The following is an 18,851-nucleotide window of genomic DNA, read 5'->3' as shown; positions in this document are numbered from 1 at the left end:
TGAATTTGTAAGTGTTTCGTTTATTTTTTGAAAAAATTAAGGTATAAAGATGGCTAAAGGCAAGTTTGAACGTAGTAAACCTCATGTAAATGTAGGTACTATTGGTCACGTTGATCACGGTAAAACAACTTTAACTGCTGCTATTACTACTGTTTTGGCAGCTAAGTTTGGAGGAGAAGCTTGTGGTTATGCACAGATTGATGCTGCTCCAGAGGAAAAAGCTAGAGGTATTACAATAAACACTGCTCATGTAGAGTACGAGACATCTAATCGTCATTATGCGCATGTGGATTGTCCTGGACATGCTGATTATGTAAAAAACATGATAACTGGAGCAGCTCAGATGGATGGAGCTATTCTTGTTGTTTCTGCTGCTGATGGTCCTATCGCCTCAGACAAGAGAACATATATTGTTGTCTCGTCAGGTTGGTGTTCCATACATTGTTGTGTTTTTAAACAAATCAGATATGGTTGACGATGAAGAATTGCTCGAGCTTGTAGAAATGGAAGTTCGCGAATTATTGTCCAAATATGATTTTCCAGGAGATGATACTCCAATCATTAAAGGCTCAGCCAAACTAGCCTTAGAAGGTGATAAAGGGGAACTAGGGGAAAAAGCTATTCTAGCTCTAGCTGATGCATTAGATAGTTATATACCAACACCAGAACGTGCTATAGATGGCACATTTTTGATGCCAGTTGAAGACGTTTTCTCAATATCTGGCCGAGGAACTGTTGTTACTGGCCGTATAGAAAGAGGTGTTGTTAAAGTTGGCGAGGAAATTGAGATAGTAGGTATTAAAGATACAATTAAGACAACTTGTACCGGCGTTGAAATGTTCCGCAAATTGTTGGATCAAGGTCAAGCTGGTGATAATGTTGGTATCTTATTGAGAGGAACAAAGAGAGAGGATGTTGAACGTGGTCAAGTTTTAGCAAAGCCAGGTACTATTACTCCTCATACTGAATTTACAGCTGAAGTTTATGTCCTATCTAAGGAAGAGGGTGGCCGTCATACTCCTTTCTTTAATGGCTATCGTCCTCAGTTTTATTTTCGTACCACTGATGTCACAGGTACTATCGATTTGCCTAAAGACAAAGAGATGGTTCTTCCCGGTGATAATGTAAGCATTACTGTGAAACTTTTATCTCCAATCGCGATGGAAGAAGGACTAAGATTTGCGATACGTGAAGGTGGTAGAACAGTTGGTGCCGGTGTGGTATCTAAAATTATTGCTTAGTTTATTTTTTAGTGGCGAAGGCATGTTTTGCCTTCGTTTTTTCGTTCTTTAGGAATCTTCATGAAAAACCAAAAGATTCGCATTCGTTTGAAAGCTTTTGATTATAAACTAATAGATCAGTCTGCTGCAGAAATAGTTGATACAGCAAAGAGGACTGGGGCTGTTGTTAGAGGTCCAGTACCTCTACCTAGTCGTATTCGACGTTATGATTTATTGCGTTCTCCTCATGTTAATAAGACATCACGAGATCAGTTTGAAATTCGTACTCATCAAAGATTGATGGATATAGTTGATCCTACTGATAAAACTGTTGATGCTTTAATGAGGCTTGATTTACCTGCAGGTGTTGATGTAGAAATTGCTTTGCAGTAGTTTATTTTTATAGTAATATTTCTTGTTATTCGTAATGAGTATATTATTATAAACTTAGCTGTATTAGTTTTTATATTTTTTATTAAAAAACAATCGACCAATCGTAGTCGAAATGGAGATAATAATGTCAGAATCGACAGCTAATTCTGTGGCTTATAGGCTAGGAATGGTAGGTCGCAAAATTGGCATGACTCGTATATTTACAGAAGATGGAGAATCCATTCCTGTAACTGTAGTTGATGTGTCAAATAACCGCATAACCCAAATCAAGTCACAAGCAATTGATGGCTATGATGCTGTTCAGGTTGCTTATGGTGTTCGCAAAACCTCACGTTTATCTAAATCTCAGATTGGGCACTACTCTAAAGCTGCTGTAGAGGCTGGTAGTGTTCTTAAAGAATTTAGATTAAATAATGACCAATTAAAAGATCTTTCTATAGGTTCTGTAATTAATGTGGATAGTATTTTCCAAAATGGTCAATATGTAGATGTTACTGGAACAAGTATAGGTAAGGGTTTTGCTGGAACTATCAAGCGCCATAATTTTGGTTCTCAGAGAAATTCTCATGGTAATTCTCGTTCTCATAGAGTACCTGGTTCTATTGGCCAAGCACAAGATCCAGGTAGAGTTTTTCCTGGAAAGAAGATGTCTGGTCATATGGGTTCAGTCAAACGTACTATACAAAACCTTGAAATTATAAGAGTAGATATTGAAAGGAATTTGCTTTTATTGAAAGGTGCGGTTCCTGGTTATTCAGATGCTGATTTGATAGTCCGACCAGCTATTAAGAAAATTTTTAAAAATAGGGAGCTATAATAATGGACTTAAAGCTCCTTAATGAGCATGGCTCTAATGATATTGTTTGTGGTCTTGATAATATATTTGCTTGTGAGTTTAATAACTCATTAGTTCATCAAATTGTTGTTGCTTTCCAAGCAAATGCTCGCTCCGGAAATCGTGCTCAGAAAGATAGATCTGAGGTAAGACACAGCACAAAGAAACCATGGCGTCAAAAAGGCACCGGTCGTGCTAGAGCTGGCATGACATCATCTCCTTTATGGCGTGGAGGTGGTCGTATATTTCCTAATTCTCCAGAAGAAAATTTTTCTCAGAAAATAAATAAGAAAATGTATCGTTCTGGTATGAGATCTATATTGTCACAATTAGTTCGTGAAGACCGTTTAGCTGTTATAGAATCTTTTGAGTTAGATTCTCCTAAGACTAAGTTAGCTGCAAATAAGATTAAATCATTTGGTTTAACGTCAGCGTTAATCGTCCTGGAGGAAATAGATGAGAATATTTATTTAGCTACTCGTAACTTGCCGCATATAGCTATTACAGAAACTCGTTATATAGATCCACTATCACTTGTTCACTATAAGAAAATTCTTTTTACTAGAGGTGCTATTAAGCAACTTGAGGAGATGTTAGGATGAATGCAGAACGTTTGATGCAAATAATTTTATCTCCTGTGGTTACCGAAAAAGCTACTTTTATTGCTGATAAACATCGTCAGGTTATTTTTCGTGTGTTGCCAGATGCAACTAAATTAGAAGTTAAAGCAGCAGTAGAATTATTATTCAAAGTGCAAGTTGACTCTGTTGCTATGCTTAACCGCAAGGGTAAAGTTAAGAAATTTGGTCGTTTTGTGGGCCGTAGACGTCATGAGAAAAAGGCATATATTTCTCTCCGTGATGGTTATGAAATTAACTTTGCAGAGGTGGCATAATGACTATTTTAAAAGTAAAACCAACTTCTCCTGGAAGGAGAGGGTTAGTTAAAATAACAGGTCAATCTTTGCATAAAGGCGATCCATTTTTTCCTCTTTTAGAAAAACAGAAGAGAGGATCTGGTCGTAATAATAATGGGCATATCACAATCAGACATAAAGGTGGTGGTCATAAACAATTCTACAGAATTGTAGATTTTCGTCGTGATAAAGATGGAATTCCTGCAAAAGTAGAGCGTATTGAATATGATCCTAACCGCAGTGCTAATATTGCTTTGTTATGTTATGCCGATGGAGAGAGACGTTATATTATAGCCCCTAGAAATTTAGAAATAGGTGTAACGCTTATTTCTGGAGCTGATGCGCCTATCAGAGCAGGTAATACTTTGCCTATTAGAAATATACCTGTTGGATCTACTATACATTGTATAGAGATGCGTCCTGGTAAGGGAGCTCAGTTATCTAGGTCAGCCGGTTCTTCAGCTGTGTTGCTTGCTAGAGAAGGTGTTTATGCCCAAATTCGTCTGAGATCTGGAGAGGTTCGCAATATTCATGTTGATTGTCGGGCTACTCTTGGGGAAGTAGGTAATTCAGAGCACAGTCTTAAACAGATAGGAAAGGCAGGAGCTATGCGTTGGCGAGGTGTTCGTCCTACTGTTAGAGGTGTGGCTATGAACCCAGTTGATCACCCACATGGTGGTGGAGAAGGGCGAACAGGAGAGGCTCGTGAACCGGTTAGTCCATGGGGAACTCCTGCTAAAGGATATAAAACTCGTCGTAATAAAAGGACTAGCAATATGATTGTCCAGCGACGTAAAAACAAATAAAGGCTAACAAATATGTCACGTTCGATCAAAAAAGGTCCTTTTGTAGATCTTCATCTTATGAAAAAAATAGATGCAGCTGTTGCTGGTAGAGACAAGAAACCAATTAAAACTTGGTCTAGGCGTTCTACTGTTCTACCTGAGTTTATTGGGTTGACAATTGCTGTGCATAATGGGCGTCAGCAGGTTCCTGTTTATATTAATGAAAATATGGTTGGTCATAAGCTTGGAGAGTTTGCTTTGACCAGAACCTTTAAAGGACATGCTGCAGATAAAAAGGCGAAAAGGTAAAATATGGAAACTACTGCTGTTATTCGTGGAGTCCACATATCTTCTCAGAAAACACGTTTGGTTGCTGATTTAATTAGAGGCAAAACAGTTGCACAAGCTCTTAATATACTTAAGTTTTCTCCTAAGAAAGCTGCTGGTATTTTAAAGAAAGCAGTTGATTCTGCTATAGCTAATGCAGAACATAATAATGGTGCTGATATAGATGAGTTGCGAGTGAATGCAATTTTTATTGATAAAGGTCAATCGATGAAGCGGTTTTCTGCAAGAGCTAAAGGTCGTGGTAATCGTATTGAGAAGCAAACATGTCATATTACAGTTAAAGTCGGATCCTAGGAGCAGATATGGGACAAAAGATTTATCCTACAGGGTTTCGTCTGTCAGTTTCTAGAAACTGGTCTTCTAAATGGTATTCTGAAGATCGAGATTTTAGTTCTATTTTGGCAGGTGATATTAGGATTCGGGAGTATTTGAAGAAAAAACTAAAAAATGCTTCTGTTAGTCGTGTGTTAATTGAAAGACCAGCTAAAAACGCTCGCGTTACTATTTATTCAGCCCGTCCAGGTGTTGTGATAGGTAAGAAGGGCGAGGATATAGAACTTCTTAAATCAGATTTGCAGAAATTAGCAGGTGTTCCTGTTCATGTAAATATAGAAGAGGTAAGAAAACCTGAAATTGATGCTCAGTTGATAGCTGATTCTATAGCACAACAATTAGAAAAAAGAATAATGTTTCGCAGGGCTATGAAAAGAGCTATGCAAAATGCTATGCGTTTAGGTGCTCAGGGTATTAAGATTATGAGTTCCGGTAGGCTAAATGGTATAGAGATAGCTAGAACTGAGTGGTATAGAGAAGGACGGGTTCCTTTGCATACTTTGAAGGCTGGAATTGATTATGGTACATCTGAAGCTCGTACTACCTATGGTATTATAGGTATCAAGGTATGGGTATATAAAGGAGACATGTCTTTAAGTAGCGAATCTTTAATTGATACTACTGTGAGAGAAGATGAGCCAAGAAAGCCTCGTAAATCTTCTCGTGGAGAAAAGACAGATAATAAAACAACACGCCAACGTCATCGTAGTCGCTCAACTGTTAAAGTTGCAGCAACTTCTTCATCTAGTGAAGGGGATTAAAATATGTTACAGCCGGCTCGTAGAAAATATAGAAAAGAACAGAAGGGTCGTAATACAGGTCTTGCAAGTAGTGGAGCTAATGTTTCATTTGGAGAATTTGGCTTAAAAGCTACAGGTAGAGGAAGGCTAACAGCACGACAAATAGAGTCTGCTAGGCGCGCTATCAACAGACACATAAAACGTGGCGGTCGCGTGTGGATTCGAATTTTTCCTGACAAGCCAATATCTCAAAAACCTGCAGAGGTTAGAATGGGTAATGGGAAAGGTAATCCTGAGTATTGGGTATCCGAAATTCAACCAGGAAAAGTTTTATATGAAATGGAAGGTGTTAGTGAGGAGCTTGCTCGTGAAGCTTTTCGCTTAGCAGCTGCTAAGTTGCCTATTTCGACAATATTTGTATCTCGTCGTATAGGCGGTTCTTAAGAGGAATATTTTAATGAAGGCTAATGAACTTCGTTTAAAGGAAATGTCTGAGCTTCATGTTGAGTTAGAAAGCTTGTTAAAGACACAGTTTAAATTGCGCATGCAGATAGCTACCAAGCAACTTGTTAATACATCTCAAATAAGTAAAGTTCGTAAGAGTATTGCTAGAACACGTACTATTCTTACTGAGAAAACAAGGAAAGAAATCAAATGAATACAATAGTAGAACAAGTTCCTAAACGTCAACGCGTTTTAATCGGTAAAGTTATTAGTAGTAAGATGAATAAATCTGTTGTTGTTCAAGTTGAAAGAAGGGTAAAGCATCAGGTTTTAGGTAAGGTAGTTACTCGTTCTGCAAACTACAAAGCACATGATGAAGAAAATAAGTATAAAGATGGTGATATTGTTGAAATTAAAGAGTGTAGACCAATTTCTCGTGATAAGTCATGGATGGTTATGTCTTTAGTTACAGCTGCAACTTTAATTTAATTTTCTAAACGGTGGTTTTAAACTGCCGTTATCTCTTGTGTTTTTTTATGATGCATGAGAGAATTAATGGGGAAGCTTTCTATAAATTTTTAGAAAGCTTGTTTTTAGCAAAATTCAACCCAAATTTGTTATTTTATAACAATATACGGGACCAAAACTGGTAAAGATTTAGACTAATTAGTTTGTATCTTTGGCTAAGTTGGAACAGGAAAAGATCATGATCCAAATGCAGACCACGCTTGATGTGGCCGATAATACTGGTGCACGCCATGTGATGTGTATTAAAGTTCTCGGTGGTTCCAAGCGACGTTATGCCGGAATCGGCGATGTTATTAAAGTAAGTGTTAAAGATGCTGCTCCACGTGGTAGAGTTAAAAAGGGAGAAGTTTATAATGCAGTAATAGTTCGCGCTACTAAGGGAGTTCGTAGAAAAGACGGTTCTCTAATCCGTTTTGGTAGTAATGCTGCTGTTTTATTAAATTCTAAATTAGAACCTATAGGGACCCGTATTTTTGGTCCTGTTACTCGTGAATTACGTGGTGAGAGATTTATGAAGATTGTGTCTTTAGCTCCAGAGGTTTTGTAAAGGGCTGATATGAATAAAATTCGTAAAGGGGATGAGGTAATTGTTCTTTCTGGTCGTGATAGAAAAAAACGAGGAATTGTTTTATCTGTCATAGATAAAGAGCATTTATTGGTAGAAGGTATTAATGTTGTGAAAAAACATATTAAACCAAACCCTATGACTAATAATCCTGGTGGTATTGTAGATAAGACAATGCCTATACATATTTCAAATGTTGCTCTTTTTAATTCTGAAACAGGCAAAGGAGAGCGAGTTGGCATTCAGAAAAAAGATGGTGAGGGTAAAGTTAGAATTTTTCGTTCCAATGGCAGTGTTGTTGGTGCTAAATCATAGGGAGCGAAATTTATATGTCTAGATTACAAGATTTATATAAGAACGAGATTGTAGATTCTTTACTTTCTAAGTTTGGATATAAAAGTATAATGGAAGCACCTCGTGTTTCTAAAATCACTTTGAATATGGGTGTTTCAGAGGCAGTCGCTGATAAAAAAGTTATTGATAATGCTGTTTCTGATTTAAGTAGAATAGCTGGTCAGAAGGCTGTTATTACTAAGACTCGTAAAGCTATAGCTGGTTTTAAGATTCGTGAGAATTATCCAATAGGTTGCATGGTTACGCTGCGTGGCGAACGCATGTATGAATTTCTGGATCGCTTAGTATCTATTGCATTGCCTAGAGTGCGTGATTTTAGAGGGGTTTCTGCTCGTGCATTTGATGGTCGTGGCAATTATAATGTTGGTGTTAAAGAACAAATTATTTTTCCTGAAATCGAGTATGATAAAGTGGATGTAATAAGAGGTTTAAACATTAGCATAAATACTACAGCGAAGACTGATGAGGAAGCAAAGGCTTTATTGGTAGCTTTTGGTTTTCCTTTTCGTAATTAGTGGGGGATTATAATATGGCTAAACTATCCCTTATAAATCGTGATATTAAGCGCATAAGATTGGCTGCTAAGTTTGCGGTAAAACGTGCTGAGTTGAAAGGTTTAATTCAAGATAACTCTAAGAGTGAAGAAGAACGTTATCAAGCTAGACTTAAGCTTCAGCAATTACCAAGAAATGCCAATCCAACTAGACAGCGTAATCGTTGTCTTATTACAGGGCGCCCTAGAGGTGTTTTTCGTCAGTTTGGTTTGGCACGCCATAAGTTACGCGAAATGGCAATGCGAGGAGAAATTCCTGGCATGACCAAAGCTAGCTGGTAGGAGGAATGAGATGAGCATGAGCGATCCGATTGCTGATATGTTGACTCGTATTCGCAACGCACAGCAAGCTGATAAATTAACAGTTAGTATGCCTTCTTCAAATATTAAAATGGCTATAGCTGCTGTTTTAAAGGAAGAAGGTTATGTTGATAATTTTCAAATTAAAGGAGTGGTTTCTAAGCCTGAATTAGAAATTACTCTTAAATATTATGCAGGCCGTCCGGTTATAGAAAAAATTGACCGTGTTTCACGTCCTGGTTTGCGTGTATATAAAAAAAGTGTAGGTATTCCACAAGTGATGAATGGTTTAGGAATAGCAATTGTTTCAACTTCGCGAGGTGTTATGACAGATCGTAAAGCTCGAGCTAATGGAGTTGGTGGTGAAATTTTATGTTACGTGGCTTAAGGAGATGTTCTAATGTCACGAATCGCTAAATATCCTATTGAAATTCCTGCCGAAGTTCAGGCAAAAATTGATGGTGAGAATATTGTTGTCAGTGGAAAACTAGGTACGCTTACACAATTTCTAAACAAAGATGTTAAAGTAGAGTTGCTTGATAATAAGATTAGTTTTTCTTTGGTCCAGGTCACAGAGCAATCAAAAGCAATGATTGGGACTTTGCGAGCACTTATATCAAATATGGTTATAGGTGTTAGTAAAGGCTTTGAACGAAAATTACTCTTAGTTGGTGTTGGCTACAGAGCATCAGTGCAAAACAATACTGTTAAATTACAGCTTGGGTTCTCACATGATGTTTTATATTCATTGCCAACTGGTATTTCTGCCGAGATAGCTTCTCCAACAGAAATATTGATCAAAGGTATAGATAAACAAGCAGTTGGTCAAGTGGCAGCTAAAATTAGGTCTTATCGTTCTCCTGAACCTTATAAGGGTAAGGGTATTAGATATGCTGATGAGAAAGTTATGCTTAAAGAAGCTAAGAAGAAATAATAGATACGTAGATAAGGAATAGTTATGAATAAAAAAAATTCCAGGTTACGTCGAGCAGTTCCAACTAGACGTAGGATTAGGGAATTACAGGTTAATCGTCTTTCTGTCTTTCGTTCTAATTTGCATATATATGCAAATATTATTTCGCCTGATGGAGATAGAATTTTAGTTAGTGCTTCTACTATAGAATCAGATGTACGTTCTTTGGTTTCTGCTCAAACTACACATGGTGGTAATAAAATAGCTGCTGCTATAGTTGGTACTCGTATTGCAGAAAAAGCTAAAGCTGCTGGAATTGATCAAGTTGCTTTTGATCGTTCAGGATTTCGTTATCATGGTAGAGTGAAAGAACTTGCTGATGCAGCACGTAATGCTGGCTTAAAGTTTTAACGAGGGTTTAAAAATGGCCAAAGTACAAGGCAAAAGTAATACAGATAAAGAAAATAATGATGGCTTGCGTGAAAAAATGATAGCTGTAAACCGCGTCAGCAAAGTAGTAAAGGGAGGTAGAACTATGAGTTTTGCTGCTCTTACTGTTGTTGGTGATGGTGATGGGCGTATAGGAATGGGGAAAGGAAAGGCTCGTGAAGTTCCTATGTCAGTGCAAAAAGCTATGGAGCAAGCTCGTCGTAATATGTTTAAAGTTTCCCTGAAAAATGGTACTTTACAGCATGTTGTGATTGGTAAACATGGTGCTTCTAAAGTTATTATTTCTCCAGCATCTGAAGGTTCTGGTGTTATAGCTGGTGGTCCAATGCGTGCTATTTTTGAAGTAATGGGAGTACGGAATGTCGTTGCAAAAAGTTTAGGTTCTAGTAACCCTTATAACTTAGTTCGTGCTACTTTCAATGGCTTGCGTTCTTCTTTAACTCCATCAGAAGTGGCTGCTAAAAGAGGTAAGAGTGTTGAGGAAATATTGGGGTAATTTTTATGACTAATAAGCAGTTAAAAATTCAGCTTTTACGTTCTACGATAGGGACTAGAAAAGATCATCGTGATACTATCAGGGGTCTTGGTTTACGCAAAGTAAATAGTATTAGTATTTTAAATGATACCCCTGAAGTAAGAGGAATGGTTCGTAAAGTGAATTATCTTATTGATGTTTCGGATATCTAGGGGTATTTAGGATGTTAGAAATTAGATTGAATTCTCTTAGTCCTGCTGAAGGCAGTAAGTTTTCTAGGCGTAGAGTTGGTCGTGGTATAGGATCTGGGTTTGGTAAAACTGCAGGTCGTGGTCATAAAGGCCAAAAGTCTCGTTCTGGTGGATTCCATAAAGTCGGTTTCGAAGGAGGACAAATGCCTTTGCAAAGACGTCTTCCTAAGAGAGGTTTCCGACAATTAGACGAGCATCTTTATGCTCAAATTAGCTTATCGGATTTACAGAAATTGCTGACAGAAGAAGTTGATTTACAAGTTTTAAAAGCTGCAGGTTTAATAAAAAATGGAGTTAAATTTGTTAAACTTATAAAATCTGGTGCTGTATCTCGTAAGTTTGTATTAAAAGGAATTTCTGTTTCTGCTGGGGCACGTTCTGCAATAGAAGAAATTGGTGGATCAATACTGTAAAAGGATTTTAAAGTGGCTAAAGGAATTTCATCTTTGGGCAATAATTTGGGTTATGCTGATTTAAAAAGGAGAGCATTATTTCTTGTTTTGGCTCTTTTAGTTTATCGTATTGGTACTCATGTTCCTGTTCCAGGTGTTGATCCCTATGCTTTAGAAGAACTTTTTAACAGGAATCAAGGTGGTATTATAAGTCTATTTAATATGTTTTCTGGTGGAGCTTTATCTAGATTTTCGGTGTTTGCGTTAGGTATTATGCCTTATATATCTGCTTCTATTTTTGTGCAGTTATTAAGTGTCATTGTTCCTTCGTTGTCTGCATTGAAAAAGGAAGGTGAGGCTGGACGAAGGAAAATATCTAGATATACAAGATATATTACTGTTTTGATTGCTTTAGTGCAGGCTATTGGCGTTACATTAGTTCTAGATTCACAGCAAGGTTTAATCATAGATAGTAGTTTTTTTTATCAGTTTACAAGAGTCTTGACGTTGGTTGCTGGAACCATGTTTGTTATGTGGCTTGGAGAGCAAATTACAGAAAGAGGTTTGGGTAATGGTATTTCCATGATAATATTTGCTGGAATAGTGTCAGAACTTCCGAGTGCTATGTTTGCTCTTTTAGAAATGGTTCGTGTTTATTCTATAACATTATTCGCTGCTTTTTTTATAATTACTGTTGTTGTTGTTGTAACTTTTTTAGTAGTTTTTGTTGAGATGGGTCAGCGTAAAATTGTTGTTAATTATGCTCAACGTCAAGTTGGAAATAAGATTTATAGAGGACAGAACTCTCATTTGCCATTAAAATTAAATATGTCTGGAGTTATACCTCCTATATTTGCTTCTGCTCTTATGCTGCTTCCTGCCACTGTTGCAAGTTGGTTCTCTGAAGTAGAATACATGGGTTGGTTAAGTAAGTTAGCTGAATATTTGTCTCCTAGACAACCTATTTATTTAGTTTTATATTCTGTTCTTATAGTGTTTTTTTGTTTTTTCTATACAGCTTTAGTATTTAATAGCAGAGAAACAGCTGATAATCTCAAAAAAAGTGGAGCTTTGATACCTGGCATTAGACCAGGAGAACAAACTTCACGTTATATTGATAAAATATTAACTAGGTTAACTTTGGTTGGTGCTTTATATATTTTACTTATATGTCTTGTACCAGAGTTCTTGGTTTCTAAGTGGAGTGTACCTTTTAGTTTTGGGGGTACTTCTCTCTTAATAATTGTGGTTGTAACGATGGACTTTATGACACAGGTTCAAACTTGTCTTATGTCTTATCAGTACGATTCTTTGCTTAAGAAAGCTAATTTCAAGAGTTAGAATGATGAAAAATATTTGTTTTATTTTAAGTAAAAAAGATAATGTCTAAGGACGATGTCATACAAATGCAGGGAGAGGTTTTGGAAAATCTTCCAAATGCGAATTTTCGCGTTAAGCTCGAAAATGGTCATGTAGTTTTGGGTCATATATCTGGTAAGATGCGTATGCATTACATCAGAATATTGCCTGGAGACAAAGTGACTGTAGAGCTAACACCTTATGATCTTACTAGGGCTCGAATTATTTTCCGTGCCAAGTAAGCCAAGAAATGTTACGGAAAGTTAGGAGTTAACCATGAAGGTAATGGCATCGGTTAAGCGGGTTTGCCGCAATTGTAAGGTTATTAAACGTCATGGAGTAGTGCGAATTATTTGCACTGATCCACGTCATAAACAGCGTCAAGGTTAGTATGTTTTTTTATTATATTATTAACATTGATGAACAAATGATTTATTCAAGGAACAGTCATGGCCCGTATTGCTGGCATTAATATTCCGCCACAACAGCATGCTGAGATTGGTCTTACCGCAATTTTTGGTATCGGACGTTCTAGTGCTCGCAAAATTTGTGAAGCTTCTGGAGTTTCTGTTAGCAAAAAAATAAAGGATATGACCGATGCGGAATTGGAGCGGATTCGTGAACAAGTTAATTTGTTCACTGTAGAAGGTGATCTTCGTCGAGAGATTCAATTTTCCATCAAAAGGTTAATTGATCTTGGTACGTATCGTGGTATGCGTCATAAAAGGGGTCTTCCAGTTCGAGGTCAGAGAACTCGCACTAATGCTCGCACTCGAAAGGGTCCACGTCGTGCTGCTGCCTCTCTGAAAAAATAATTGAGGAATTTAGATTATGGCGAAAAACTCTGTAAGCGGCTCTTCACGTATCCGCAAAAAAATAAAAAAAATGTTTCTGATGGTATAGCACATATACATGCTTCTTTCAATAATACTATCGTAACTATAACAGATAGACAAGGTAACGCTTTGTCTTGGGCGACTTCAGGTTCTTCTGGTTTCAAGGGATCAAGAAAGTCAACTCCATTTGCTGCACAGGTAGCTGCTGAAACTGCTGGACGTGCTGCATTGGATTTTGGAATAAAAACTCTCGAGGTACGTATTAAAGGACCTGGACCTGGACGTGAATCTTCTGTTAGAGCCTTGAATGCTCTTGGTATTAAAATTTCAAGTATAGCAGATATCACTCCTGTTCCTCACAATGGATGTCGTCCTCCAAAGCGTCGTCGTATATAAAGGTAATATTTATCATGGCACGTTATATTGGACCAAAATGTAAGCTCTCTCGTCGCGAGGGAACTGATCTTTTTTTGAAAAGCGCACGCAGATCTTTTGATTCAAAATGCAAATCTGAATCGAAGCCTGGGCAACATGGGCGTATTTCTGGAGCACGTATATCTGATTATGGATCTCAGATGCGAGAGAAACAGAAATTAAAAAGAATGTATGGTGTTTTGGAAAAACAGTTTCGTAAATACTTTAAGGAATCGGAACGTCTTAGGGGAAATACTGGAGAAACTTTAATTAAATTGTTGGAGTCTAGACTTGATAATGTAGTGTATAGGATGGGTTTTGGATCTACACGTGCAGAATCTAGACAACTAGTTAATCACAGAGCTATTGAAGTAAATGGTAAGGTTGTTGATATAGCTTCATTATCTGTCAAAGCAGGTGATACAATTTCTGTTCGGGATAGATCTAAAAATCAGAATAGAATTAGAGAATCTATTAAGTTAGCAGAAAGTATTGGCATTCCTCAATGGGTAGATGTAGATATTGAAAAACTAACTGGTATTTTTAAATCTTCTCCTGATCGTGCAGATGTTGCTAGAGATATAAATGAGTCAATGATAGTAGAACTTTATTCTCGATAATCTGTATTTTAGAGTATTATTTAGTTTTATTTTATATTATCAGCCTTATCAGTGTAACGAGCTGAGGGTATTGAAAAAAGGGTTGAGAGAGTATGCCTAGGGATTTTTTAAAACCTCGAACTATAGAGGTAGAGCCTATAAGTTCAAATAGGGCTAGAGTTTCGATGGAACCTTTCGAGCGTGGTTATGGACATACACTCGGAAATGCTTTAAGACGTATCCTATTATCCTCTATGGAAGGATATGCTCCTACTGAAGTTGTAATATCTGGAGTAGTTCATGAATATTCTACTATCCCTGGGGTACGTGAGGATGTTGTAGATATATTGATGAATTTAAAAGGTGTTGTGTTTAAACTTCATGGAAGGAGTGATGTCAATTTAACTCTGGTTAAAGAAGGTGTTTCAGAAGTTTTAGCAAAAGATATTAGTTTGCCTCATGATGTTGAAATAATTAATCCGGAACATTTGATTTGTAATTTGACTGGTAATGGTAAATTGGAAATACATTTCAAGGTTGAAAGAGGTCGTGGTTATGTTCCTGGTAATGTAAGAGCATTAATGGAAGATAAAAGCAACTCAATAGGTCGTATTGTATTGGATGCTTCTTATAGTCCGGTGAGGAAAGTAAGTTACTTTGTTGAAAGTGCTCGTGTTGAACAGCGTACTGATCTAGATAAACTGATCTTAGATATAGAAACAAATGGAGTCGTAACTCCAGAGGAATCTATCAGAAAAGCTGCTGCTATACTGATGGATCAGCTATCTATATTCGCCTCTTTGCAAGGATCTCAGGATCCTCAAGAATTACCATCTAGAAATGCTCCACGTATAGATCCAATTTTGTTAAAACCAGTTGATGAATTAGAGTTAACTGTTCGTTCTGCTAATTGTTTAAAAGCCGAAAATGTTTATTATATTGGTGATTTAATTCAAAGAACAGAAAATGAGTTATTAAAAACTCCTAATTTGGGCCGTAAATCTTTAAATGAAATAAAAGATGTATTGGCTTCAAGAGGATTGACACTTGGCATGAAACTAGATAATTGGCCTCCTATAGATATAGAGCATTCATGATTATTCATATAGCTCTTAAAATGGTAAAAAAATTATTTTTAAATTTGAAGGAAATTTATTATGCGCCATGCTAATGGGTTGCGTAAGCTGAATCGCACTAGTAGTCATCGTCTTGCTATGTTTCGCAATATGGCAGTTTCTTTAATTAATTGTGAAGCAATTAAGACTACTTTGCCAAAGGCTAAAGAATTACGTCATGTGATAGAACCTTTGATTACATTGGGTAAAAGTCCAACTTTAGCAAATAAACGTAGAGCTTTTGCTAGGTTGAGAGATCGTGATGCTGTTGTTAAGTTGTTTGCTGATATTGGTCCTCGTTATCTTAGTAGACCAGGTGGATATACCAGAATTTTGAAAATGGGATTTCGTCAAGGTGATAATGCGCCAATGGCTTTTATGGAAATGGTAGATAGACCAGAAAATTCTACTATATCCAATAAATAGTATTTTTATGGAAGTTTAAATTAAAAGGTTGTATTGAATACAACCTTTTAATTTAGTTGTTTTACAATAATAATTAATTTTTCATTTAAGGCATTTAAATGAAATCATTATGCTTAATCAAATTTGCTATTTCTAGAGCAAAATATGTAATAATTCCATCCGCACCAGCTCTTTTAAATCCTATCATTGTTTCTATTATTGTTTTATTGTTATCTAGCCAACCATTATTTATGGCAGATTTTAACATAGCATATTCTCCACTAACTTGATAAATAAAAGTTGGCATTTCAAATTTTTCTTTTACTCTATATAATATATCAAGATATGGCATACCTGGTTTTACCATAACCATGTCAGCTCCTTCTTTAATATCTAGGTAAACTTCTCTTATTGCCTCATTTGAGTTACTAGGATGCATTTGGTAATTTAATTTTGTCGAATTTTTTAGATTATTTGCAGATCCTATAGCATCTCTAAAAGGACCATAAAAAGCACTAGCATATTTTGCGGAGTAAGCCATAATAAGAGTATTAACATGGTTATTTAACTCAAGATTATTTCTTATAATACCTATCCTACCATCCATCATATCACTTGGGGCAATGATATCTGATCCAGCATTGGCTTGAATGACTGCTTGTTTTACTAACATTTCAATAGTAGTGTCATTTATAACATATCCGCTATCATCTATTATGCCATCTTGGCCATGAGAAGTATAAGGATCTAATGCTACATCAGTCATAATACCTAACTCTGGGAAGCGTTTTTTTATTTCCTTTATGCATTTAGGAATAATACCATCTGGATTAATAGATTCAATGCCATTGCTTGTTTTTAAATTAGAGTCAATAACAGGAAATAATGTAATTGCAGGAATTCCTAAGTTTAGACACTCTTCAGCAATATATAAAGCTTGATCAATTGAATATCTATAAATCCCAGGCATAGAATGTATGGCTTGTTTGATGTTTATACCATCTATTATAAATATTGGAAATATTAAGTCATTTGCTGAAATACTTGTTTCTGAAATTAGTCTTCGTGAAAAGTTTTTATTTCTTAACCTTCTTAGTCTTGTATTAGGGAAATAGGCTGAAGTAATTTGTTTGGATGTCATAATATTAGTTCTTTGTTATTCAATATTAATTTTTCAATAGAAGTAGTTGTTTCTGTGATGCCTATTTTTTTAGTGGCAGAGAAGCTAATTACTTCAAAAGGGTTTTTTATAAAACTTAGATTTTGTTCTATATCTTTTTTTGTTTTAATGAATTGTTCACGATTTAATTTATCTACTTTAGTAAGTAATATTATTAAATTTTTATTTAATGGTTCTATTAAATCGATTAGGTATCTATCTAGATTAGTAATACCACGTCTTATATCTAGTAGTAGAATAAAACCTCTTATGGATTTTCTATTTTGTATGTAGTTAATTATTGTAATTTCTAAATTTTTTTGTTCTGAATTTGGCAAATTTGAATATCCGTAGCCAGGCAAATCTACCAGATAGCCACAGATATCAGAATTAATATTTTGCTTTAATGCAAACATATTTATCAATCTAGTTCTTCCTGGTGTTTTACTAGAGAAGGCAAGTTTTTTTTTATTGGTTATTAAATTTATAGCAGATGATTTGCCAGAGTTAGATCTACCAAGAAAACATATTTCTGGAATACCTTCTATTGGTAGTTGATTTGTTTTGTAGGCAGAACTGTAAAAGAAAGCTGTATGTAGTAATGACACTGATTTTTATTCTTTATTAAGAAACAAGACTTTGTGAAAAAGTCTTGTTTTTATTGATTAAATAGTAGTTTCAAACTTAAGTATGTCTGATAGTTTTTCTCTGTTTTTAATAATATAGTATTCGGAACCATCCACCATTACTTCTGCAGGTTTAACTCTAGAATTATAATTGCTAGCCATAGTAGTACAATAAGCTCCAGCTGATTCAATAACTAGAAGATCATTTTCTTTAACGGTCAGCAATCTATTTTTTGCAAGCCAGTCAGCACTTTCACATACAGGGCCAACTATATCATATTCTCTGGCTTGACCAGTTCTTGCCTTGACTTGTTGAACTTCATGATATGATTGATATAAAGCTGGTCTTATTAAATCATTCATAGCAGCGTCTACTATAATAAAATTTTTATCATCAGAGTGTTTTAAATATAAAACTTTTGTTAAGAGTATTCCTGAGTTTCCAATTAAAGAACGTCCTGGTTCTAATATCAATTCTAGATGGTTCAAATTTGCTTCTTTTAATTTAAAACGGGCAGCATCCACAATATCTTTTGGGTCTGGTACAATCTCATCTTTATATGTAATGCCTAAGCCACCCCCAATATCTATATGTTTAATATTAATATTGTTGTCAATTAAATTCTTTATTAGTGGAATTATCTTTTCTAAAGCAGCTGAAAAAGGAGAAATTTCTGTTAGTTGAGAACCTATATGACAATCTATACCTATTATTTTGATAAAAGGTAATGAGGAGGCAATTTTATAGCAATCAAAAGCATCTTTAAAAGCTATGCCAAACTTATTTTCTTTTAGTCCTGTTGATATGTATGGGTGAGTTTTGGCATCAACATCAGGATTAACTCTAAGTGAGATTGGTGCGGTTATTTTTAATGCACTAGCTATTTGTGATATTTTGTATAGTTCTGCTTCTGATTCAACATTAAAACATTTTATGCCTGACTCGAGGGCATTTTTTATCTCCCATTCTTGTTTTCCAACTCCTGAAAAAACTATTTTTTTAGGATCTCCTCCAACAGATAATACTCTTTCGAGCTCCCCGCCAGATACTATATCAAAGCCAGAGCCTAGGTTAACAAATTCTTTTAAAATAGCAAGGTTGGAATTGGCCTTCATACCATAACAGACCATGGCATTATTATTTTTGATGGCATTGTAATATCTGTTCCAGGAATCTTTGATGTTTGCTCTTGAGTAAACGTATAAAGGAGTTCCAATTTTTTCGGACAAAAATTCTAGGCTAATATCTTCTAAGTGTAAGATATTATTTTTTAGTTTTAAATAAGGGTTTTTAATTTGATTAGTCATAATTTAATTTAGAGAAACTATTTATTAATAATGAAATGTTTCGTTTATATTATGTAGATCTTCTTGTGAAAAATTTGTTAATTTAACATTGTTATAAAGATTTCCTTTATATCCACAAGAACTTATAAGGAAACAAACTAAAAGTATTGTTATTAACTTATTAAATCTATTTTTAGATATCATAATGGGTTACTATACTTTTTTGAAGAATAATTACATTATATACTTGTATTGT

Annotated in this window: 32 protein-coding genes and 1 pseudogene; 30 read left to right on the top strand and 3 right to left on the bottom strand. The window is 35.6% G+C overall.

Features of this window, described 5'->3' with window-relative positions:
- Positions 1-49: 49 nt before the first annotated feature.
- From tuf to rplQ, 30 genes and pseudogenes are all read left to right on the top strand, one after another.
- A pseudogene (gene tuf / locus CKCE_RS02900) lies at positions 50-1,241 on the top strand (elongation factor Tu).
- Between the two features lie 60 nt (positions 1,242-1,301).
- Positions 1,302-1,613: a 30S ribosomal protein S10 gene (gene rpsJ, locus CKCE_RS02895; RefSeq protein ID WP_015389203.1), complete on the top strand. Its 312-nt coding sequence runs from the start codon at positions 1,302-1,304 to the stop codon at positions 1,611-1,613.
- A 112-nt stretch (positions 1,614-1,725) separates the two neighbouring features.
- Positions 1,726-2,430 (top strand): 50S ribosomal protein L3, encoded by a 705-nt coding sequence (gene rplC / locus CKCE_RS02890; protein ID WP_015238827.1) that lies wholly within the window; start codon positions 1,726-1,728, stop codon positions 2,428-2,430.
- 2 nt (positions 2,431-2,432) lie between these two features.
- On the top strand, positions 2,433-3,050 hold the full coding sequence (rplD, locus tag CKCE_RS02885; RefSeq protein WP_015238826.1) for a 50S ribosomal protein L4: 618 nt from the start codon (positions 2,433-2,435) through the stop codon (positions 3,048-3,050).
- Positions 3,047-3,343 carry a 50S ribosomal protein L23 gene (gene rplW, locus CKCE_RS02880; RefSeq protein WP_015238825.1) on the top strand — a complete coding sequence of 99 codons (297 nt, stop codon included), beginning with the start codon at positions 3,047-3,049 and terminating at the stop codon, positions 3,341-3,343. The genes rplD and rplW overlap by 4 nt, the downstream gene beginning before the upstream one ends.
- Positions 3,343-4,170 (top strand): 50S ribosomal protein L2, encoded by an 828-nt coding sequence (rplB, locus tag CKCE_RS02875; protein WP_015238824.1) that lies wholly within the window; start codon positions 3,343-3,345, stop codon positions 4,168-4,170. Before rplW ends, rplB begins: the two co-directional genes overlap by 1 nt.
- A gap of 12 nt (positions 4,171-4,182) precedes the next feature.
- On the top strand, positions 4,183-4,458 hold the full coding sequence (gene rpsS / locus CKCE_RS02870; protein ID WP_015389202.1) for a 30S ribosomal protein S19: 276 nt from the start codon (positions 4,183-4,185) through the stop codon (positions 4,456-4,458).
- A 3-nt stretch (positions 4,459-4,461) separates the two neighbouring features.
- Positions 4,462-4,791, top strand: a complete 330-nt coding sequence (rplV, locus tag CKCE_RS02865; RefSeq protein WP_015238822.1) for a 50S ribosomal protein L22 — start codon at positions 4,462-4,464, stop codon at positions 4,789-4,791.
- Between the two features lie 8 nt (positions 4,792-4,799).
- Positions 4,800-5,591, top strand: a complete 792-nt coding sequence (gene rpsC / locus CKCE_RS02860; protein ID WP_015238821.1) for a 30S ribosomal protein S3 — start codon at positions 4,800-4,802, stop codon at positions 5,589-5,591.
- 3 nt (positions 5,592-5,594) lie between these two features.
- Positions 5,595-6,014 (top strand): 50S ribosomal protein L16, encoded by a 420-nt coding sequence (gene rplP, locus CKCE_RS02855; RefSeq protein ID WP_015238820.1) that lies wholly within the window; start codon positions 5,595-5,597, stop codon positions 6,012-6,014.
- A 13-nt stretch (positions 6,015-6,027) separates the two neighbouring features.
- Positions 6,028-6,228 carry a 50S ribosomal protein L29 gene (gene rpmC, locus CKCE_RS02850; protein ID WP_015389201.1) on the top strand — a complete coding sequence of 67 codons (201 nt, stop codon included), beginning with the start codon at positions 6,028-6,030 and terminating at the stop codon, positions 6,226-6,228.
- Entirely contained in the window at positions 6,225-6,503 is a 279-nt protein-coding gene (rpsQ, locus tag CKCE_RS02845) for a 30S ribosomal protein S17 (RefSeq protein ID WP_015238819.1), read from the top strand. The genes rpmC and rpsQ overlap by 4 nt, the downstream gene beginning before the upstream one ends.
- 217 nt (positions 6,504-6,720) lie before the next feature.
- Positions 6,721-7,089, top strand: a complete 369-nt coding sequence (rplN, locus tag CKCE_RS02840; protein WP_015389199.1) for a 50S ribosomal protein L14 — start codon at positions 6,721-6,723, stop codon at positions 7,087-7,089.
- Positions 7,090-7,098: 9 nt separating this feature from the next.
- Positions 7,099-7,422: a 50S ribosomal protein L24 gene (gene rplX, locus CKCE_RS02835; protein WP_015238817.1), complete on the top strand. Its 324-nt coding sequence runs from the start codon at positions 7,099-7,101 to the stop codon at positions 7,420-7,422.
- Positions 7,423-7,436: 14 nt separating this feature from the next.
- A complete protein-coding gene (gene rplE / locus CKCE_RS02830) occupies positions 7,437-7,976 on the top strand; it encodes a 50S ribosomal protein L5 (protein ID WP_015238816.1) in 540 nt (179 codons plus the stop codon).
- Positions 7,977-7,990: 14 nt separating this feature from the next.
- The gene (rpsN, locus tag CKCE_RS02825) at positions 7,991-8,296 is read left to right on the top strand and encodes a 30S ribosomal protein S14 (RefSeq protein WP_015238815.1); all 306 of its coding nucleotides are present in this window, start codon (positions 7,991-7,993) and stop codon (positions 8,294-8,296) included.
- A gap of 10 nt (positions 8,297-8,306) precedes the next feature.
- A complete protein-coding gene (rpsH, locus tag CKCE_RS02820) occupies positions 8,307-8,702 on the top strand; it encodes a 30S ribosomal protein S8 (RefSeq protein ID WP_015238814.1) in 396 nt (131 codons plus the stop codon).
- A 12-nt stretch (positions 8,703-8,714) separates the two neighbouring features.
- A complete protein-coding gene (gene rplF, locus CKCE_RS02815) occupies positions 8,715-9,248 on the top strand; it encodes a 50S ribosomal protein L6 (RefSeq protein WP_015238813.1) in 534 nt (177 codons plus the stop codon).
- 24 nt (positions 9,249-9,272) lie between these two features.
- Positions 9,273-9,638, top strand: a complete 366-nt coding sequence (gene rplR / locus CKCE_RS02810) for a 50S ribosomal protein L18 (RefSeq protein ID WP_015238812.1) — start codon at positions 9,273-9,275, stop codon at positions 9,636-9,638.
- Between the two features lie 13 nt (positions 9,639-9,651).
- Positions 9,652-10,173: a 30S ribosomal protein S5 gene (gene rpsE / locus CKCE_RS02805; protein ID WP_015238811.1), complete on the top strand. Its 522-nt coding sequence runs from the start codon at positions 9,652-9,654 to the stop codon at positions 10,171-10,173.
- A 5-nt stretch (positions 10,174-10,178) separates the two neighbouring features.
- Positions 10,179-10,364: a 50S ribosomal protein L30 gene (gene rpmD / locus CKCE_RS02800; RefSeq protein WP_015389198.1), complete on the top strand. Its 186-nt coding sequence runs from the start codon at positions 10,179-10,181 to the stop codon at positions 10,362-10,364.
- Positions 10,365-10,375: 11 nt separating this feature from the next.
- Entirely contained in the window at positions 10,376-10,816 is a 441-nt protein-coding gene (gene rplO / locus CKCE_RS02795) for a 50S ribosomal protein L15 (RefSeq protein ID WP_015238810.1), read from the top strand.
- A 12-nt stretch (positions 10,817-10,828) separates the two neighbouring features.
- The gene (gene secY / locus CKCE_RS02790) at positions 10,829-12,136 is read left to right on the top strand and encodes a preprotein translocase subunit SecY (protein ID WP_015238809.1); all 1,308 of its coding nucleotides are present in this window, start codon (positions 10,829-10,831) and stop codon (positions 12,134-12,136) included.
- Between the two features lie 41 nt (positions 12,137-12,177).
- The gene (gene infA / locus CKCE_RS02785; protein WP_015238808.1) at positions 12,178-12,396 is read left to right on the top strand and encodes a translation initiation factor IF-1; all 219 of its coding nucleotides are present in this window, start codon (positions 12,178-12,180) and stop codon (positions 12,394-12,396) included.
- Positions 12,397-12,430: 34 nt separating this feature from the next.
- Positions 12,431-12,544, top strand: a complete 114-nt coding sequence (gene rpmJ, locus CKCE_RS03950) for a 50S ribosomal protein L36 (RefSeq protein WP_081581877.1) — start codon at positions 12,431-12,433, stop codon at positions 12,542-12,544.
- A 59-nt stretch (positions 12,545-12,603) separates the two neighbouring features.
- Complete coding sequence (gene rpsM / locus CKCE_RS02780; RefSeq protein ID WP_015238807.1) at positions 12,604-12,969, top strand: 30S ribosomal protein S13; 366 nt, start codon at positions 12,604-12,606, stop codon at positions 12,967-12,969.
- Positions 12,970-13,386: a 30S ribosomal protein S11 gene (gene rpsK / locus CKCE_RS02775; RefSeq protein ID WP_015238806.1), complete on the top strand. Its 417-nt coding sequence runs from the start codon at positions 12,970-12,972 to the stop codon at positions 13,384-13,386.
- Positions 13,387-13,400: 14 nt separating this feature from the next.
- Positions 13,401-14,024: a 30S ribosomal protein S4 gene (gene rpsD / locus CKCE_RS02770; RefSeq protein ID WP_015238805.1), complete on the top strand. Its 624-nt coding sequence runs from the start codon at positions 13,401-13,403 to the stop codon at positions 14,022-14,024.
- 92 nt (positions 14,025-14,116) lie between these two features.
- Complete coding sequence (locus CKCE_RS02765) at positions 14,117-15,100, top strand: DNA-directed RNA polymerase subunit alpha (RefSeq protein WP_015238804.1); 984 nt, start codon at positions 14,117-14,119, stop codon at positions 15,098-15,100.
- 60 nt (positions 15,101-15,160) lie between these two features.
- Positions 15,161-15,544, top strand: a complete 384-nt coding sequence (rplQ, locus tag CKCE_RS02760; protein ID WP_015238803.1) for a 50S ribosomal protein L17 — start codon at positions 15,161-15,163, stop codon at positions 15,542-15,544.
- 94 nt (positions 15,545-15,638) lie between these two features.
- Here the strand turns inward: rplQ and hemB are convergent, their stop codons facing one another.
- The 3 genes from hemB to lysA are packed head-to-tail and all read right to left on the bottom strand — an operon-like array spanning position 15,639 to position 18,616.
- On the bottom strand, positions 15,639-16,664 hold the full coding sequence (hemB, locus tag CKCE_RS02755) for a porphobilinogen synthase (protein WP_015238802.1): 1,026 nt from the start codon (positions 16,662-16,664) through the stop codon (positions 15,639-15,641).
- Complete coding sequence (gene yihA, locus CKCE_RS02750; RefSeq protein WP_015238801.1) at positions 16,661-17,290, bottom strand: ribosome biogenesis GTP-binding protein YihA/YsxC; 630 nt, start codon at positions 17,288-17,290, stop codon at positions 16,661-16,663. The genes hemB and yihA overlap by 4 nt, the downstream gene beginning before the upstream one ends.
- A gap of 57 nt (positions 17,291-17,347) precedes the next feature.
- The gene (gene lysA / locus CKCE_RS02745; protein ID WP_015238800.1) at positions 17,348-18,616 is read right to left on the bottom strand and encodes a diaminopimelate decarboxylase; all 1,269 of its coding nucleotides are present in this window, start codon (positions 18,614-18,616) and stop codon (positions 17,348-17,350) included.
- Positions 18,617-18,851 lie beyond the last annotated feature (235 nt).

It is taken from the genome of Candidatus Kinetoplastibacterium crithidii (ex Angomonas deanei ATCC 30255) (assembly GCF_000319225.1).
Lineage (GTDB): Bacteria > Pseudomonadota > Gammaproteobacteria > Burkholderiales > Burkholderiaceae_B > Kinetoplastidibacterium > Kinetoplastidibacterium crithidii_B.
The sequence above is the reverse complement of the archived record's forward strand: the minus strand, read 5'-3'. Positions and strand labels throughout refer to the sequence as shown.

Bases quoted from the DNA above. Each gene is read 5' to 3' on its own strand.
- rpsJ (WP_015389203.1), top strand. From the start codon at position 1,302: ATGAAAAACCAAAAGATTCGCATTCGTTTGAAAGCTTTTGATTATAAA.
- rplC (WP_015238827.1), top strand. From the start codon at position 1,726: ATGGAGATAATAATGTCAGAATCGACAGCTAATTCTGTGGCTTATAGG.
- rplD (WP_015238826.1), top strand. From the start codon at position 2,433: ATGGACTTAAAGCTCCTTAATGAGCATGGCTCTAATGATATTGTTTGT.
- rplW (WP_015238825.1), top strand. From the start codon at position 3,047: ATGAATGCAGAACGTTTGATGCAAATAATTTTATCTCCTGTGGTTACC.
- rplB (WP_015238824.1), top strand. From the start codon at position 3,343: ATGACTATTTTAAAAGTAAAACCAACTTCTCCTGGAAGGAGAGGGTTA.
- rpsS (WP_015389202.1), top strand. From the start codon at position 4,183: ATGTCACGTTCGATCAAAAAAGGTCCTTTTGTAGATCTTCATCTTATG.
- rplV (WP_015238822.1), top strand. From the start codon at position 4,462: ATGGAAACTACTGCTGTTATTCGTGGAGTCCACATATCTTCTCAGAAA.
- rpsC (WP_015238821.1), top strand. From the start codon at position 4,800: ATGGGACAAAAGATTTATCCTACAGGGTTTCGTCTGTCAGTTTCTAGA.
- rplP (WP_015238820.1), top strand. From the start codon at position 5,595: ATGTTACAGCCGGCTCGTAGAAAATATAGAAAAGAACAGAAGGGTCGT.
- rpmC (WP_015389201.1), top strand. From the start codon at position 6,028: ATGAAGGCTAATGAACTTCGTTTAAAGGAAATGTCTGAGCTTCATGTT.
- rpsQ (WP_015238819.1), top strand. From the start codon at position 6,225: ATGAATACAATAGTAGAACAAGTTCCTAAACGTCAACGCGTTTTAATC.
- rplN (WP_015389199.1), top strand. From the start codon at position 6,721: ATGATCCAAATGCAGACCACGCTTGATGTGGCCGATAATACTGGTGCA.
- rplX (WP_015238817.1), top strand. From the start codon at position 7,099: ATGAATAAAATTCGTAAAGGGGATGAGGTAATTGTTCTTTCTGGTCGT.
- rplE (WP_015238816.1), top strand. From the start codon at position 7,437: ATGTCTAGATTACAAGATTTATATAAGAACGAGATTGTAGATTCTTTA.
- rpsN (WP_015238815.1), top strand. From the start codon at position 7,991: ATGGCTAAACTATCCCTTATAAATCGTGATATTAAGCGCATAAGATTG.
- rpsH (WP_015238814.1), top strand. From the start codon at position 8,307: ATGAGCATGAGCGATCCGATTGCTGATATGTTGACTCGTATTCGCAAC.
- rplF (WP_015238813.1), top strand. From the start codon at position 8,715: ATGTCACGAATCGCTAAATATCCTATTGAAATTCCTGCCGAAGTTCAG.
- rplR (WP_015238812.1), top strand. From the start codon at position 9,273: ATGAATAAAAAAAATTCCAGGTTACGTCGAGCAGTTCCAACTAGACGT.
- rpsE (WP_015238811.1), top strand. From the start codon at position 9,652: ATGGCCAAAGTACAAGGCAAAAGTAATACAGATAAAGAAAATAATGAT.
- rpmD (WP_015389198.1), top strand. From the start codon at position 10,179: ATGACTAATAAGCAGTTAAAAATTCAGCTTTTACGTTCTACGATAGGG.
- rplO (WP_015238810.1), top strand. From the start codon at position 10,376: ATGTTAGAAATTAGATTGAATTCTCTTAGTCCTGCTGAAGGCAGTAAG.
- infA (WP_015238808.1), top strand. From the start codon at position 12,178: ATGTCTAAGGACGATGTCATACAAATGCAGGGAGAGGTTTTGGAAAAT.
- rpmJ (WP_081581877.1), top strand. From the start codon at position 12,431: ATGAAGGTAATGGCATCGGTTAAGCGGGTTTGCCGCAATTGTAAGGTT.
- rpsM (WP_015238807.1), top strand. From the start codon at position 12,604: ATGGCCCGTATTGCTGGCATTAATATTCCGCCACAACAGCATGCTGAG.
- rpsD (WP_015238805.1), top strand. From the start codon at position 13,401: ATGGCACGTTATATTGGACCAAAATGTAAGCTCTCTCGTCGCGAGGGA.
- CKCE_RS02765 (WP_015238804.1), top strand. From the start codon at position 14,117: ATGCCTAGGGATTTTTTAAAACCTCGAACTATAGAGGTAGAGCCTATA.
- rplQ (WP_015238803.1), top strand. From the start codon at position 15,161: ATGCGCCATGCTAATGGGTTGCGTAAGCTGAATCGCACTAGTAGTCAT.
- hemB (WP_015238802.1), bottom strand. From the start codon at position 16,664: ATGACATCCAAACAAATTACTTCAGCCTATTTCCCTAATACAAGACTA.
- lysA (WP_015238800.1), bottom strand. From the start codon at position 18,616: ATGACTAATCAAATTAAAAACCCTTATTTAAAACTAAAAAATAATATC.